The sequence below is a fragment of the Streptomyces sp. NPDC006435 genome (assembly GCF_040612315.1).
Taxonomy (GTDB): Bacteria; Actinomycetota; Actinomycetes; order Streptomycetales; family Streptomycetaceae; genus Streptomyces.
In genome coordinates, this window is the sequence record NZ_JBEXPY010000043.1 from 45771 (window position 1) to 61846 (window position 16076).

The window sequence follows — 16076 nt, forward strand, 5'->3', positions numbered from 1 at the left end:
TCTCCTCGCGGTGGGGCCGGGAACGGTGCGGGGTGCCGGGGCCGCACCGGGTGGCGGGGCCGGGCGCCGTCAGGTGCGCCCGGCCCCGCCCGTTCGGGGGTGGGTCAGTCGGTCAGCTGGACGGCCCGCAGCCCGGCGGCGCTCTTGGAGTTGTTGGCGATGGAGCCGCCCCACTCCGTCCAGCCGCGCACCCGGCCGTCGTTGTCGCTGTCGTTGACGACGAGGCCGAGTCCGATGGATCCGGTGGGTTTGCCGGCGAGGCCGAGCGAGGTCCACGGCACCGTCACCGTGTAGCGGGTGGTGGTGCCGTCCCGGGTGATCCGCGCGGTGGCGCCGGGGGTCGGACCGGTGGACTGGCCGGCCGGTGCCCGCCAGGTGTACACCTGCGGCTCGCCGCCCACGAGCGAGGCGCCGAACTCGACGTACTGCTTGCTGCGGCCCGGCAGTTCGGGGGTGACGGCGAACTGGATGCTGTCGCCCAGCCACATGTTCTCGGCGGTGGTGGCGGGCTGGGCCAGTGCGTTGTCCGTGATGGCGCCCCTGAGCACGAGTCCGGTGGCGGTGTACTGGGGCCGGACGGTGCCGGACAGGTCGGCCGCGCCGTTGTAGCCGCCCTTGTGGTTCACCGTGCCGTCGCCGACGATGTCGATCGGTGTGGTGGTGTCGGTGCCGGACGGCTGGACGGCGCCCCAGCCGTTCCAGGCGCCCGTGGCGGTCCTGGTGCCGTCGGAGGTGGTGATGTGGGCACCGGTCCAGTAGCGCTTCCACTGCTTGATGTTGCGCGTGTCCACGGTGTACGAGGTGCTGGAGTCGGCGCCGACCCTGATCGGTCCGCCGACGGTGCCCCGGTCCAGGTAGGTGTTGCCCTCGTTCACCTGCCACTCCAGCCCGGTGAGTTCGAGCGGGCCGCGGACGCGGTTGTTGGTGACGGTGATCTTCATCGCCGCGGCGAACGGGGCCGCCTTCTTCACCACCGGGTCGAAGGCGACCTGGGTCGGGGGCAGCACCTCGGTGTCGGAGGTGAGCCGGGCGAGGTTCAGCGGCCCGAAGCCGACCGTGCCGCTGACCGTGCGCGGGCCGGTGAGGGCCGAGGTGGGCAGTTCGACGCTCTTGCGGACGACCTCGCCGGGCTTCGCGGTCACCCGGTACTCCTCACTGGCGATCCGGAAGGTGTAGGGCAGCGGCAGCGGGGTGCGGCCCCTGGTGCCGTCGACCTGGAGCACCACGTCGACGGTCTCCTCGGTGTTGGAGTGCTGCGGCAGCCGGAGGGAGAACACCGGGCTGCTCGCGGCCTCGACCGCGCTCACCGCGCCCTTGACGTACAGCACCTTGTCGTCGATGCCGAGCTGCACCTTGCCGCCGACCGGCAGGTACGTCTTCTCGTGGCCCGTCTGGTCGGTGACGGTGAGCGGGCCGGAGGCCCTCAGCTCCACCGTCTTCGGAGTGCCCGCGGTGGTGTACAGGGTCCGGACCGTCTCGTTGCCGGTGCCGAAGCGGTACGAGCGGATGTCGTCGGAACCGGCGTCGTCGCGACCCGCGTAGGCGCGGCCGGCGAGCTGGCGGATCAGGACGCCCTCGGTGACCGCGGACGGCTTGGGCTGCCAGGCCCTGACCTCGGCCGTGGGCCGTTTGAAGGCGCCGAAGTTGTGTTCCTTGTTGGTGGCGTCGGTGCCGTCGTTGGTGAGGTCGTACCAGTAGTAGCGGTCGACGCCGGAGGCGAAGGAGAAGATCTGGGCGCGCGGCACGTACGCGGCCTGCTGGGCGGGGGTGACGCCGTCGCTGTGGGTCGGGTAGCCGTTCTCGGTGATCCAGAGCGGGAAGTCCTTGCCGCCCGCCGCGTCCAGGTCGGCGCGCACCTGCGGCAGCTTCGCCAGGGCGGTCTCCGGCGGGTTCGGGTAGCCGTAGTGGTGGACGCTGAGCGCGTCCATGTACTTCAGGCCGCCGATCGTGTACAGCCGCTTCAGCCAGTCGGTCTGGAGACCGGCCAGGCCGCCGCCGACGACGGTGGCGTCGGGGACCTTGGCGTGCACCTTGCCGTAACTGGCCTTGAGCAGCTTGATGTAGCAGTCGGCGGTGATGCCGCAGGTGCCGTTGTTGAAGCCGGTCGAGTTGTACTCGTTGTAGATCTCGATTTCCTTCGAGGACTGCTGGTACTTCTCCACCGCCGCGGCGGTGAACTTTCCGTAGGCCTCCAGGGCCGCGTCGGACGCCGGGGTGCGGTTGCCGTCGTAGTTGGCGTTGCGGTAGCCGGAGATGGGCAGGGCGGTCAGCCCCTGCGACTTGGCGTACGGGATGTGCTGGTCGGTGGAGTAGGCGCTCCAGGAGTACTCACCGGGGGTCTTCTCGATGGCGCCCCAGTTGATGTCGGAGCGGATGCCGTGCATGCCCATGAGCTTGACCGAGCGCAGCAGCTTCTGGTCGTCGCCGCCGTTCCAGCCGTAGTGGATGCCCGTGCCGAAGCGCTGGTCCCGCTGTTCCTTGCCGGTCAGCGCGGTCAGCACGCCGAAGTTGGCGTTGCGGGTGGTGGTGCCGGCGGTCGCGGTGAGCGTGTAGTAGCCGCTGCCGAGGCCGGTGACGTCGACGGTGGCGGTGCCGCCCGAGACCGGTGCGGTGCCCGACGCGACGGTCAGGCCCTGGTCGTCGATGGCCTTCCAGGCCACGGACGCCTGGTCGGAGGCGAGGGTGATCCTCGACTGGCCCTTGACGAAGAGCAGGTCGGGCGAGGTGACGGTGAGGGTGCCGGCCGCGTGGGCGGCCGGTGCCGTACCGGGCAGGGGGGCCGCCGCCAGCAGGCAGGCCAGCAGGGCCGCCGCGCCGCCCCGGGCCGCGGGCCGCCGGGAGCGGCCCATTAGTCTGGCCGGTGCCGCGGGGCCCGGCCGGATCGTGCCGTTCTGTTCCATCGAGGCTTCCTCTCGATTCGATCGGATCGGCGCGGTGCGTCCTTGGGTCTCCCGGGCGGTGGTGTGCTCCGTCGGCTGTACCCCGGCGGAGCACACCGGTCCGTGTGCCGTCGGCGCGCACCGCTGCCGCCGTCGGCCGCGCGGACCGGGTCCGCGCGTGTGCCCGGGTGGAACTCATCCCTTGAGGCCGGTGAAGCCTCCCCCGCCGCGCACGATCTGCCGCTGGAAGATCAGGAACAGCACGACCGGGGGCAGGATGGCGAGCAGCATCCCGGCGATGAGCAGCGACTGTTCCGCCGTTTCCGCGAGGCGCGGCAGCGCGGCGGAGATGGGCTGCTTCTCGGTGTCCGGGATGACGATCAGGGGCCAGAGGAAGTCCTTCCAGGAGTTCATGACCGTCAGCAGGGTCACCACCGCGAGGATCGGCCGGGACATGGGCAGCACGATCCGGCGGAAGACGACGAACGGCCCGGCGCCGTCGACCTTGGCCGCCTCGAAGAGTTCGCGGGGAATGCCGTCGAAGAACTTCATCACGATCAGGACGGTGAAGGCGCTGGCCGCGTGCGGCAGCCAGACGCCCCAGGGGCTGTTGGCGAGCGAGATGCCGAGGCCCGGCAGGTCGAGCACGGTGAGGTAGAGCGCCACCAGGGAGATGGAGCCGGGCAGGAAGAGGGTGGCGAGCACCATCCACCGCACGGGCGCCGCCCACTTGGGGCGCAGCACGGACAGCACGTAGCCGCCGGTGGTGGCGACGACGAGGTGGGCGATCACCGAGCCGGTGACCAGGACCACGGTGTTCCAGAGGTACTGGCCGACCTGGAGTTCGTTCCAGGCGCGGGAGAGGTTGTCCCACTGCGCGTGGTCCGGCCACAGTCCCAGCGGGTGGCGCAGCAGTTCCTGGGTCGGCGAGACCGCGCCCTTGAAGGTCCAGTAGAGCGGTGCGGCGCCGAAGGCGAGCAGCAGCAGGAGCGAGAGGGTCTGGACGGAGCGGAGCGAGAGGCGTACGGAGGTCCGCCGCCGGTCTGCGTCGGAGATGAGTCCGCGTCCGCTCTCCTCCGGGCGGGTGCGGCGGCGGGTGCGCAGGGGGGTCTGTACGGCCATCAGTTGCTCCAGCTCCTCGTCGCCCGCAGGTAGATCGCCGAGAGCGCGCCGAGCACGACGGCCAGCATCACGCTGAGCGCGGTCGCGGCACCGAAGTCGCCGTTCCGGAAGGCGTAGTTGTAGATCAGCATCAGGACGGTGATGGTGGAGTCCTCCGGGCCGCCGTCCGTCATCACGAAGGGTTCGGTGAAGACCTGGAGGGTGCCGATGATCTGGAGCAGCAGCATGATCAGGACGACGCCGCGCAGCGACGGCAGGGTGATGTGCCAGACGCGGCGCCAGATGCCCGCGGCGTCGATCTCGGCGGCCTCGTACAGCTCGGTGGGTACGGAGCCGAGCGCCGCCAGGTAGATGATCACCGTGGACCCGAAGCCCGCCCAGGTGGCTTCCAGGACGATCGACAGCATCGCGGTGTCGGTGGACTGGAGCCAGGGGTACGGGCCGAGGCCCACCTGGGCCAGCAGTTGGTTGAACAGGCCGGCCTCCGGGTCGTAGAACACCTTCCACAACAGCACGGAGACGACCGGGGGGATCGCCACCGGAAGGTAGGCGAGGATCCGGAACAGCGTGCCGCCGCGCCGCAGTTCGGCGATGAGCACCGCGAGGAAGAGCGGTACGGGGAAGCCGATCGCCAGGGCGAGCACGGCGAACAGCGCGGTGTTCCCGACGGCCTTCCACAGCAGCGGGTCGTCCAGCACGTGCCGGAAGTTGTCCAGGCCCACCCAGGTGGCGGGGTCGACCAGATTGGTCTGCTGGAAGCTGAGCTGCACGCTCCGGACGATCGGCCACCAGGAGAAGTAGGCGAAGCACAACACCATCGGCAGGCCGAACAGAATGGTGGTGATCCCGCCCCGCCTGGTCCAGCGGACGAGGCGTTCCGCCGGGCCGCCGCGGTGCGGGGAGGCGGTCCGTGACGGCCCGTCGGCGGTCCGCGGCCGGTCCGCGGAGGGGTCGGCGGGGCGTTGTTTTCCCGTCCGGTCGTCCCGGGTGCCGTTGCCGGTGGCCGTCACAGGCGCTTGCGACCTGCTCATCGACGTCTCCTCGCCTCTCCTCGTGCTGTGCTGGCTGCCTGGTGTGCCGGACCCGCCGTCAGTTCTGCGCCCGCTCCACCTGGGACTCGACCTGTGCGGCGGCCTTCTTCAACTGCTCGGCCGGGTCGGCGTCCTCGCGGGTGAGCACGGCCTGGACGGCGGTGTCGAGGGCCTTGTAGACGTTCTGCGCCTCGACGGGCGGCTCGATGACCAGTTCGTAGTCGCCGAGCGTGCCGCTGTAGGGGGCGAAGTTCCCGATCGGCACGTTGGCCTCCTCGTTGACCGCGGCGTCGACCGGGTCGGAGACGGCCGGCTCGTAGAACGGGACGCCCGGCACGCCGATGACCGCGCCGTCCTTCTTCTTGGCCTGTGCGTCCTTCGCGGCGAGCGTCGCGTCGTACTTGGTGGAGAGGTAGTAGAAGTCGATGAACCTGGTGGCGGCCTCGCGCTGTCGCGCGGTGGCCCGGGGGCTGATCACGGCGATGGTGCCGCCGGCCAGGGTGCGCTTGGCGGCGCCTTCGACGGGCATGGCGCCGAGGCCGATGGTCTTCGGGTCGCCCTTGTACTGCTGGACGTAGTGGCCGATCATGCTCGGGCCGGCGAGCGTCATGCCGATCTTCCCGGCGGAGAAGTCCTTCTCCATGTCGGTGATGTTGCGCAGTTGGTTCCTGCCCATCGAGTCGTCCGTCCAGCGCATGTCCTTCAGCGTCCTCAGCGCCTTCTCCGCGCCGCTGCCGGGACGGTCGAAGGTGTTGGCCCACTTGCCGCCGGACTCCGTCTGCATGCTGTCGCCGAAGGAGTACGCCATCGCGGTCAGCATCCAGCCGCCGGTGTTCTCCTTGGTCATCTGCGCGTATCCGGTGGCACCGGTCTTCTCGGAGATCGCCTCGGCCGCCGTGCGGACCTCGGACCAGGTGGCCGGCGGCTCGTCCGGGTCGAGTCCGGCCTTCTCGAACAGGTCGCGGTTGTAGACCAGGCCGAGGGCGTACTCCTCGGTGGGTATGCCGTAGAGCTTGCCGTCCACGCCCTTCGCGGCCCCGAGCGCGACATCGTTGAAGTCCTCGCTGTGCTTCAGCCCCTTGAAGTCCGAGGTGAGGTCGGCGATCTGCCTGCGCTTGATCAGCCCCGACATCTCGGTCAGCGGCACCCGGACGACGGTCTCCAGGCTGCCGCCGCCCACCTTGGTCTGAAAGCTCTGCTGGTCGTACTGGTACTCGTTCGTCCTGACCTCGATCCCGGGGTTGGCCTTCTCGAACTCCGCCACCCTGGCCTCGAACGTCTTGAGCGCGGCCGCGTTCGTGGCGGGCGGGCGCCCGGAGACGGTGATGGTCACCGTGCCGTCGGCGGCGGTGTCGCCGGAACCGGAACACGAGGCAAGCACGCAGACGAGCGCACCCGCGGTGACGCCCGTCAGGGCGGTGCGCAGGGAGGGTCTCATCGGGGACTCCATTCAGGGGCGGACCGGAACCGGCTGGAAAGCGTTTTCCAGCCGGGGTCACCTTGCACCGGCCGATATGGCCGCGTCAATGGGTGAACATCGGCCCGTTCCCGATCTCCGGACCGGTGTCCGGGGCTTTTCCGACCAGGAACCCAACAGGTGCCCCTTGCCGGACCGTTGACGTCGGCCTAGCCTCTGGAAAACGTTTCCCAAGCATTTCCGTAGACCGTCGGCCCGACGGTCGCGAGCTGGAGGACTTCCCGTGCACCCTGCCTGGTCGACCGACGCGTACGACCGCGTCCTGTTGCGAACGGCTCTCGCCGAGGGCGACCGCTGCTGGGACGCCGGGGCGGACCTGTTGCAGGTCGAGGCCCCGTACAACCCCATCCACACCCGCATCAAGGGCGGTCCCGCACACCCCACCCGCAACTCCCTGCAGTACGCCCTGCTCCTGCTGGAACGGGGCGGCGAGGGCGACGCCGAGCGCGCCCACGCCGCGATCCTGCGCGTCGCGGCCCTCCAGGACCGGTCCGTGGAGAGCCCCACCTACGGCATCTGGGGCTACTACGCCGAGGAACCGGCGGCGGAGATGGACCCGCCCGACTGGAACTGGGCGGACTTCCTCGGCATCCAGCTGCTGCTCGTCCACGCCCGGCACGGCGACCGGCTGCCGCCCGTGGTGCTGGGCGAACTCCGGGAGTCGGTGCGGCACGCGGCGGCGTCGATCGTCCGCCGGAACGTCCCCATGGGGTACACCAACGTCGCCGCGATGGGCACCTTCGTCACGCTCGCGGCCGGTCAGGTCCTCGACGACGGGGCGCTGTTCGCCTACGGCAAGGACCGCATGGCACGGCTGTGCGCGGCGATCGACGGCACCGGCAGCTTCGCCGAGTTCAACAGCCCGTCCTACTGGGGCGTGGTGCTCCAGACGCTGACCCTGATCAGGGAACACGTCCGGGACGAGGAAACGCAGGAGCTCAACGAGCGGCTGCACGACCGGCTCTGGCTGCACTTCCTCGCCCGCTGGCACCCACCGACCCGTCAGCTCTCCGGCCCCATGGCCCGCTGCTACAGCAACGATCTCGGGGTGCCGCCCGCCCTGGCGAAGGCGGTCGGGGGGCTGCTCGGTGCGCCGGAACCCCGCCCGGTCCGGGGCGAGATGACCACCGGGGTGGACTCCTGCGTGGACTACCGGATGCCGGACTGGGTCCTGCCCCGGCTGACGGAACTGGGAAGCGAGCACGAGCACCGGGAGCTGTTCGCCGACGGCCCGGCCCCGGAGACCGGCACGACCTGGCTCGACCCGGTCACCACTCTGGGCAGCGTCAACCACCAGGACACCTGGCTGCAGCGCCGGCCGCTGTTCGGCCACTGGGTGCGCCCGGACGGGACCGCCGGTCATCTGCACGTCCATCTGGTGAAGGACGACGGGGCGGAGGACTTCGACTTCGCATCGGGCGTGCTCTCCACCGTGCAGAGCGGCCCGCACGTGGCCTGGCTGGCGGGGTTCGCCTGCCCGGCGGGCGACCGGCACCACCACCTCGACATGATCGGGCCGGGCGACCGGTTCCGGGTGCGGTCGCTGCGCCTGGTGGTGGACGCGATCGGCGCGCCGCCCGTCGCGGAGGCGACGCCGGTCGACGGCGGCGTCGAACTCGACCTGGGAACGGCCCGGTTGGACTTCCGGACGGCCGGGGGTTCTTTCGCGGGGCGCACCCCGACGACCCGGCTGGTCCCGCGCGCCGACGGGGTGCGGATCGAGGTGGTGCTCCTGGAGAGCGACACGCCGGTCGAGCTGGACTGGGCGGAGGTGGGTGACGCCTTCGCGGCGGGGACCCTGTCCCTGGTGCCGTCCGACGCCGCGCGGAGCACCGGTCCGGGCCCCGAGGCGGTCGTGGCCGGCGACCACGCCGAGGTGCGCTGGACGACCCCGCGGGGTCACCGGCTCACAGTGCGCGGCGGCCGGTCCGTGGCCTCCCGTGAGGAACACGCCGCACTGCACTCCGCGACGCTGGACGGCGCCCCGCCGCCCTCGCCCCGCCTCTCGGACTCCCGTCTGGCGCCCTGATGCGCCGTGCGGAGGGGAGCCGGGCGTTTCCTCCCCCTCCCCTCCGCGCACTCCCGCGCGGGGCGCGTTTCCCCGCACCGCCCCGTACCGCCGCGCGGCTGGGCCCGCGGGTCGCCCTGGTCCACAACCGCCCCGTGCCCGGCGGGAATTCGAGCAGCGAGGTACGGGTGTGGGTGTACGGCGCCACCGCGCACGGCGCCCAGCGGTGGGCCCTGGAGACGGGCATCATCGGCGAACTGATCCTGGAGAACCAGTACCGCAACCCGGAGGGCAACCCCCACCACTGGGACCAGGTGGTCCTGGACGCGCTGTTCGCCGAGCCGAACCTGACCCTTTTCCTCAACACGGACGTCCGGGAGGTGACCGCCGAGGGCCCGGCCGAGGAGCGCACGATCACCTCGGTCACCGGCTGGACGATGGGCTCGGAGCGGCTGATCACCTTCACCGGTCCGGTGTTCCTGGACTGCACCGGTGACGGGCTGGTCGGCCACCTCGCGGGCATCGGGGCGGCGCTGTGCGTGCGGGACGGGGGTCGCCCCGCGCGAACCGGCCGCGGACCGGCGCCTGCAACAGGTCCTGCTGCGGCAGGACGCCTCGCTGGTCGGGGTGCGCAACACCGATCCGGACGACCTGGCGCGCACGGCCCGGGTCAGCGTGTCGAGCACCCTGTCCGTGCCGGCCGTCGAGCCGGGCCCCGGCACCGAGCCGTTCCCGCTCGACCGCGACCTGGGCGTCGTCCTGCCGGTGGAACCGTCCCCGGAGGGCTTCGAGCTGCTCGTCGACGCCGCGGCGGCGACCACGCTGCGGGTGGAGCTGTCGGACACCGTCCGGGCGGAGAACGCCGTGCCCGTGAGCCTGCTGAGCACTCACGACGTCGAGGAGAGCGGCAACCGTGTGCGCCACCGCGTCCACCGGTTCGCTCCGCGTGCCGTCTCGGCGCTGCGGGTGTGCGTGGACGCGACGAACGGCGCGCCCCGGCCGGGAGTCGTGGCGGTGCGCGCCTGCTCCTGACGCGCCGGGCCGGACCGGGCGTCCCCGCCCGGCGCGGGGTGCCCGGTCCGGTTCACGCCGGGGTCTCCAGGCGGCGGGCCCGTTCGGTGAGGTGGCGGCGCTCGGGGGCACTGGCGGTGCGGCCGGCCGCCTCCCGGTAGGCGTGCGCGGCCTCCTGGTGCCGGCCGAGTTCCTCCAGCAGGTGGGCGCGGGTGGCGAGCAGCCGGTGGTGGCGTTCCAGGCCCTTGTCGCTCTCCAGTTCCGCCAGCAGGTCGAGACCGGCCGCCGGTCCTCGGACCATGGCGACCGCGACGGCGCGGTTGAGACGGACCATCGGATTCGGCCCGCACTGCTCCAGGAGGTCGTACAGGGCGAGGATCTGGGGCCAGTCGGTGGCGTCGGTGTGCCCGGCCTCGTCGTGCACGGCGGCGATGGCCGCCTGCAGCTGGTAGGGGCCGACCTGCCCGCGGGGCAGGGTGCGGCTGATCAGGTCCACGCCCTCCGCGACGAGCCGGCGGTCCCACCGGCCGCGGTCCTGTTCCGCCAGGGGCACCAGCTCGCCGTGGGGTCCGGTGCGCGCGGGGCGGCGCGCGTCGGTCAGCAGCATCAGTGCGAGCAGCCCCGCGGTCTCGGCGTCCTCGGGCACGAGGCGGTGCAGCAGCCGGGTGAGCCGGATCGCCTCGGTGGACAGTTCCGGCGCGGTCAGGTCGGTGCCGCCCGTGGTGGTGTAGCCCTCGTTGAAGATGAGGTAGAGCACGTGCCGGACCTCGGCCAGCCGCTCGGCGCCGTCGGGACCCTCCGGCGGGGACAGGGTGGCGCCGGCCGCCCTGATGGTCTGTTTGGCCCGGCTGATGCGCTGGGCCATCGTCGTCTCGGGGACCAGGAAGGCGGCGGCGATCTGCGCGGTGGTCAGGCCGCCGACCGCGCGCAGGGTCAGCGCGATCCGGCTCGGCGCGGACAGCGCGGGGTGGCAGCACAGGAAGAGCAGGGACAGGGAGTCGTCGTGGTCCGAGGCGGGTGCGGCGTCGGCCGCGTGGGCCAGCAGCGCGGATTGCGGGGTGGCCAGGGCGAGGGCGTCCTCGCGCCGGCGGCGCGCCGCCTCGCTGCGCACCTGGTCGACCAGCCTGCGGGCGGCGACGGTGACCAGCCAGCCGCGGGGGTTGTCGGGCACCCCTTCCCCGGGCCATTGGAGGGCGGCGGCCAGCAGTGCCTCCTGGACGGCGTCCTCGCAGGTGTCGAAGGCGCCGTACCGCCGGACGAGCGCGCCGAGGACCTGCGGCGCCAGTTCGCGCAGCAGGTCCTCGGCCCCGTGGTGCGCGGTGCTCACACGTCCGCCGCGGATTCGTGCAGCACCGGCCACAGTTCCACCGGATCCGTATCGGCGAACGGCATGTCCGCGGCGATCTGCTGCGCCCGTTCGAGGCTCTCGCAGTCCAGCATGTAGAAGCTGGCGATGTACTCCTTGGTCTCCAGGTACGGCCCGTCGGTGACGGCCGGGGCGCCGTCCTCGCGACGCACCAGCTGGGCGGCGGCGGCATCCGCGAGGCCGTAGGCCCCCAGCAGTTCGCCGCTCTCCCGGTACTTCTTGTTGAACGCCTCCTGCCTGGCGATCGCCTCCGGCCACGCCTCGGCCGGGAAGGAGTCCCACTTGGCCTGGTTGCCGTAGATCATCGCGACGTACTTCATCTCGGGTGTCCTCCCCGTCCCGTGCGCCCCGTCGGCGCACTGTCACCCTTCGGTCGGAGCGGGAAACGGTCCCTCGACATCCGACGACGACTTTCTTCGATTTTTTTCGATCCGCCTCCGACCTGCACGAATGCCGGGCATCGCGGTCGTCGGCGGCGCGGATGATCAACCTATGCGGTCGTCGTCCGCCGGACCACCCACCCGGGGCCGGGCGCCGGGAGACCGGGCGCCGCGGGAACGTCCGGACGCGGCGGCGCCCACCGTACGGGCGTACGGTGGGCGCCGTCGTGCCGTGTGGTCCGGGGTCAGGTCCCGAGGGTGGCGAGCACTTCCGCCACCGTGGCGGTGGCCCGCATCTCGTCGGCCAGGGAACGGGCCCGTTCGCGGTACGGGGGCTGTTCGAGGATCCGTTCGGCTGCCTCGCGGATGTTCCGTACGTCGTCGGCGCCCAGCACCGACGCCTCGTCCTCCGGGCCCCCGGTCGGGGTGACGGACTCCCCCGCCCCGGCAGCGGTCACCAGCCGGGCGTTGTCCGGCTGGTCGGCGAAGAGGGGGACGCAGACGACGGGGACGCCGGCCGCGAGGGCGCCGTAGACCGTTCCCGAACCGCCGTGGCAGACCACGAGGGAGGCGCTGCGCAGGACGTCCGCCTGCGGCACCCACGGCTCCGCGTGGACATGGGGCGGCAGCGGGCCGAGGGCCGCCGGGTCGATGTGGTGCCCCGTGGTGAGCAGGACGCGCACCGGCAGTCCGCTCACCGCGTCCAGGACCGCGCGGTACAGGCCGGTCGCGGTCGGCAGGGCGCCCGCCTCGGTGCCGAGGGTGACGTGGACCAGCGGTTCCGTCGCCCCTCCCCACCAGTCCGGCAGCGCCTGCGGCCGGAGTTCTTCGTGGTAGCGGTGGGTCGTGGGGTACGGCGAGGGGTCCAGGGAGGCGGGCAGCCGGGTCAGGTACGGGGATTCGAGGAGCCGCCGGACGATGCCGGGGCCGTACGGGTCGAGCACGGGGGCCAGGAACGGGTCGGTGGACGCGGTGAACCCCGCGGCCGAGACCGCGACCCGGGCGTGCGGGATTCCGTGGCGCTCGGCGGCCACCACCGAGGCGAACTCGAACGTCTCGTGCAGGACGAGGTCGGGCCGCCAGTCGCGGCAGGCCTCCTCCGTCGCGGGGAGCATCGCGGCGGTGCAGAGCCGACCGAACACCTCCCTGACCATCAGGGAGACCCCGTCGTCCGGGGCCAGCGTCAGCACCCGCGTCATGATCCCCGCGAGTTCCTCCGGGTCCGGCTCCCGGCCGATGCGATACGGCTGTTTCCGGGACGCCAGTAACGCTTCGAGGGCCGGCGGTGCGACGACCAGGACGTCGTCACCGCGCGCCGTGCACGCGTCGATGAGGGGAACAAGTGGGTGGAAGTGGCCCGAACCTCGGGTCGAGGCGAAAAGTACACGCATGTGGTCGAGCCTAGAGATGTCCGCCCTCTGCCCACAGGACGGCTTTCCGCCGATTTCGGCGTATTCGCTGTCGCTCGTGAATCGCTCGGCCGTCAGGCCCGGCGGCCGTCCCGGTCGTTCCGGCCCGCGCCCGGCACGTTACCCGACCTGGGGGCGAGCAGGACGGCCAGGACACCCGGTACGAGCAGCAGCGCGAAGGCCGCGCCGTAGCCGACCGCGTCGTCCGGCCCGAGGGCCGGGAAGGCGTGGAACACGGCGGACGCGACGCCTAGGACCAGGATCTGGCCCAGGTTCTGGGTGGTCTGCATCGCGCTGCTCGCGTAGCCCTGCCGGCCGGCCGGGGCGTGGGAGAGCGACAGCACGGTGAGGGACGGGGCGAGCAGGCCCATGCCGACCGCCGCGACGACCATGGACGAGGCGGCGACGGCCGGGTGCGCGCCGGGCATCGAGCCGGCTGTCGCGACCACGACCGCCGCCACCTGGATCAGGGCGCCGATCACGACGAGGCGGTGGCGCGGGGTCCGCTCCGGCAGACGGCCCTGCACCCAGGAGGAGGCGGCCCAGGCCACGGCGGCGCCCGTGAAGGCCAGGCCAGTCACCACGGGGGCCACGTCCCGGTCGGTGACGAGCATCAGCGGCACCAGCGCCTCCAGGGTGAAGAACACCCCCGAACTCAGGCCGCGCAGCAGCACCGTGACGGGCAGACCGCGCGCGGCGCGCACGGTGCCGGACGGCAGCAGCCGCGGGGCGAACACCGCCAGCAGGGCGAGGCCCACCGCCGCGAACAGCAGGTGGCGGGTGTCCCAGCCCGACGCGCCGTACTGGCCCAGCGCCGCGCCCACGCTCACCGCGACCGCGACCAGCAGCGCGGGGCGCGGCGCGGCGTCCTTCGACGGTTCCGGCGCGACCGGCCGGAAGCGACCGCGCAGCAGGGCCACGACGGCCAGGGCCGGGAGCGCGGTGAGGGCGGCCAGTCCGTAGAACACCGCCCGCCAGGACCACCATTCGGCCACCAGCCCCGCCAGGGGCGGGCCGACCAGTGACGGAATGATCCAGCAGGCGCTCATCAGCGCCAGGGCGCGTGGCTGGAGCCGTTCCGGGTACGCCTGGCCGATCGCCGCGTTGACCGCCACCGCGATCATTCCGCCCGCCACGCCGTCCACGAAGCGTCCGGCGGCCAGTTGCCAGACGGAGGTGCTGGCGGCCGAGACGACCAGGGTGACCACGGCCAGCACCATGCCCGCCGCCAGCGGGCGGTGCGCCCCCGACCGGTCGGCCCAGTGGCCGCCCAGCACCCCGCCCAGCAGGCTCGCCGCCACGAAACATCCCGCCACCAGCGGGAAGAGCGCCACGCCGTCCAGGTCCTGGGCGGCCGTCGGCAGTGTGGGGACCACGGCCAGTGCGGCGAGCCCGGTCAGGAACATCACCGCGGCGAAGCAGGCGGTGGCCGGCGCGTACGGTGCGGAGAACAGCCCCGGTCCGGTTCCCGATCGCTCCGCCGGCCGGTCGGCCCCCGTCCCCCGCTCGCCGGCCGCCGTCGGGGCCGGTGCCGTGGATGCCTGGGGCGAGTCACTCGATGAACACTGCTGAGCATCAGTCACGGGCGCACAAGCTATGCGGCCCGCAAAGGTCTGGTCCACTGGTTTTCGACGGCCGGCCGGCCGTCGCCGGACGCGGCCCGGCGCCCCGGCGGGCGGCCCCCGCCGTCCGGCGTCCGTGGCCCGTCGCCCGGTGGGCCCTCAGCCCTCGGCGGGGGCGGGCGAGGGCTCCGGCGCGGGTCGGGCGGACGGTGCGGCAAAGTGGCGTCCGGGCAGGAGGAACGCGAAGGCCAGGGCCACCAGTGCCGCGCCCGCGCCGATCGCCATGACGGTGCGGAATCCGTTCTGCGACGGCACGGTGAGCGGGCCGAACGAGGTGGTCATCTGGGCGAGGACCACTCCCGCCACCGCGCTGGCGGCCGAGGTGCCGATGGCCCGGGTGAGGGTGTTGAAGCTGTTGGCGGCGGCCGTCTCCGAGATGGGCACGGCGGCCATGACGAGCGCGGGCATCGCCCCGTAGGCCAGTCCGATCCCGGCCCCGATCACGGCCGAGACCAGCACCAGTTGCCAGATCGACGACATCAGGACGATGCCGAGGAGGTACCCGGCGGCGACCACCGCCGCACCGGCCATCAGGGTGGTCCTCGGCCCCTGGTTCCGGGAGATGCGTGCCGACAGCGGCGCGACCGCCATCATGACCAGCCCGGACGGTCCCATGACCAGACCCACGGTCAGCAGCGAGGCGCCCAAGCCGTATCCGGTGGCCTCCGGCAGCTGGATCACCTGGGGCAGCACGAGCGACACCGCGAACATCGCGAAGCCGAAGACGGCCGAGGCCACGTTCGTCAGCAGCACCTGGCGGCGGGCGGTGGTCCGCAGGTCGACCAGCGGCTGCGCGGTCCGCAGCTCCCACCGGCCCCACAGCCCCAGGACGACGGCCGAGGCGCCCACCAGTCCGAGGGTGGACGCGCTGCCCCAGCCCCAGGTGGCGCCCTTGGAGATCGCGAGCAGCAGGCACACCAGGGCCGCGGAGAGCCCTGCGGCGCCCACCAGGTCGAACCGTCCGCCGGTGCGCACCGGCGATTCGGGCACCAGGGCCAGGACGAGGACGGTGGCCAGCACCCCCGCACCGGCCGACGCCCAGAACAGCACGTGCCAGTCGACCCGTTCGGCGAGGAACGCGGCGGCGGGCAGGCCCAGGGCTCCCCCGACACCCAGCGAGGCGCCCATCAGCGCGATCGCCGATCCGAGCCGGTGGGCGGGCAGTTCGTCGCGCATGATGCTGATGCCGAGCGGGATGACGCCGGCGGCCAGGCCCTGGAACGTACGGCCGACGATCATCGGGCCCAGTCCCTCGCCGAGCGCGGCGGTCACGGAACCGGCCACCAGCAAACAGAGGCCGGCCAGCAGCATGCGGCGCTTGCCGTACATGTCCCCGAGCCGGCCCATGACCGGGGTGGCGACCGCCCCGGCGAGCAGTGTGGCGGTGATCGCCCAGGTCGCGTCGGAGGCGGACGCGTGCAGCAGCCGGGGCAGATCGGGCACCAGCGGGATCATCATCGTCTGCATCAGGGAGACGACGATCCCGGCGAGGGCGAGTACGGCGACCAGGCCGCGCGCCGCCCCCGACGGGGCCTCTGGGGACCTGCTCCCGGCCCGGGGCTGGGCACTGGACATCACGGAGACCTCCGTCGGGGATGCGTCGCAGCGGACGGCGCCACACGATCGACCCTGGTCAAGTCGGTTGCTTGAAGCGAAGTTAGCAGTCCGCCGCGACCGCTCGTGTCCGCCGCCCGGCCCGACGGGCCCGGTGGCGCGGGCGGGACACGGCACCGGCCCGCCACCGGTGCGAGGGCAAGGTGGCGGGCCGGTC

The 16076-nt window shown here is 72.6% G+C and carries 11 protein-coding genes and 1 pseudogene; 3 read left to right on the plus strand and 9 right to left on the minus strand.

Annotated features, from left to right (window positions below):
* Nucleotides 1–104: 104 nt before the first annotated feature.
* From ABZZ04_RS31380 to ABZZ04_RS31395, 4 genes are all read right to left on the minus strand, one after another.
* Nucleotides 105–2900 (minus strand): hypothetical protein, encoded by a 2796-nt coding sequence (locus tag ABZZ04_RS31380; RefSeq protein WP_356935619.1) that lies wholly within the window; start codon nt 2898–2900, stop codon nt 105–107.
* Between the two features lie 174 nt (nt 2901–3074).
* On the minus strand, nt 3075–4001 hold the full coding sequence (locus ABZZ04_RS31385) for a carbohydrate ABC transporter permease (protein ID WP_356935620.1): 927 nt from the start codon (nt 3999–4001) through the stop codon (nt 3075–3077).
* Entirely contained in the window at nt 4001–5032 is a 1032-nt protein-coding gene (locus tag ABZZ04_RS31390) for a sugar ABC transporter permease (RefSeq protein WP_356935621.1), read from the minus strand. Before ABZZ04_RS31390 ends, ABZZ04_RS31385 begins: the two co-directional genes overlap by 1 nt.
* 58 nt (nt 5033–5090) lie before the next feature.
* Nucleotides 5091–6470: an extracellular solute-binding protein gene (locus tag ABZZ04_RS31395; protein WP_356935622.1), complete on the minus strand. Its 1380-nt coding sequence runs from the start codon at nt 6468–6470 to the stop codon at nt 5091–5093.
* Nucleotides 6471–6732: 262 nt separating this feature from the next.
* Here ABZZ04_RS31395 and ABZZ04_RS31400 point away from each other — a divergent pair, with 262 nt between their 5' ends.
* The 3 genes and pseudogenes from ABZZ04_RS31400 to ABZZ04_RS31410 all read left to right on the plus strand — a co-directional run bounded on the left by ABZZ04_RS31400 (nt 6733) and on the right by ABZZ04_RS31410 (nt 9549).
* Nucleotides 6733–8538, plus strand: coding sequence for a hypothetical protein (locus ABZZ04_RS31400; protein ID WP_356935623.1), 1806 nt, complete (start codon nt 6733–6735; stop codon nt 8536–8538).
* Nucleotides 8538–8987, plus strand: a pseudogene (locus tag ABZZ04_RS31405) (FAD-dependent oxidoreductase); the annotation flags it as partial. The gene ABZZ04_RS31400 and the pseudogene ABZZ04_RS31405, both read left to right, overlap by 1 nt.
* Nucleotides 8988–9009: 22 nt before the next feature.
* Entirely contained in the window at nt 9010–9549 is a 540-nt protein-coding gene (locus ABZZ04_RS31410; RefSeq protein ID WP_356935629.1) for a hypothetical protein, read from the plus strand.
* 52 nt (nt 9550–9601) lie between these two features.
* Here ABZZ04_RS31410 and ABZZ04_RS31415 read toward each other — a convergent pair whose 3' ends face one another.
* From ABZZ04_RS31415 to ABZZ04_RS31435, 5 genes are all read right to left on the minus strand, one after another.
* Complete coding sequence (locus ABZZ04_RS31415; RefSeq protein ID WP_356935624.1) at nt 9602–10855, minus strand: DUF6596 domain-containing protein; 1254 nt, start codon at nt 10853–10855, stop codon at nt 9602–9604.
* Entirely contained in the window at nt 10852–11214 is a 363-nt protein-coding gene (locus tag ABZZ04_RS31420; protein WP_356935625.1) for a YciI family protein, read from the minus strand. The genes ABZZ04_RS31415 and ABZZ04_RS31420 overlap by 4 nt, the downstream gene beginning before the upstream one ends.
* Nucleotides 11215–11519: 305 nt before the next feature.
* Nucleotides 11520–12665 carry a glycosyltransferase gene (locus tag ABZZ04_RS31425; protein WP_356935626.1) on the minus strand — a complete coding sequence of 382 codons (1146 nt, stop codon included), beginning with the start codon at nt 12663–12665 and terminating at the stop codon, nt 11520–11522.
* A 92-nt stretch (nt 12666–12757) separates the two neighbouring features.
* A complete protein-coding gene (locus ABZZ04_RS31430) occupies nt 12758–14137 on the minus strand; it encodes an MFS transporter (RefSeq protein ID WP_356935628.1) in 1380 nt (459 codons plus the stop codon).
* Between the two features lie 267 nt (nt 14138–14404).
* Nucleotides 14405–15880, minus strand: coding sequence for an MFS transporter (locus tag ABZZ04_RS31435; RefSeq protein ID WP_356935627.1), 1476 nt, complete (start codon nt 15878–15880; stop codon nt 14405–14407).
* Nucleotides 15881–16076: the final 196 nt, after the last annotated feature.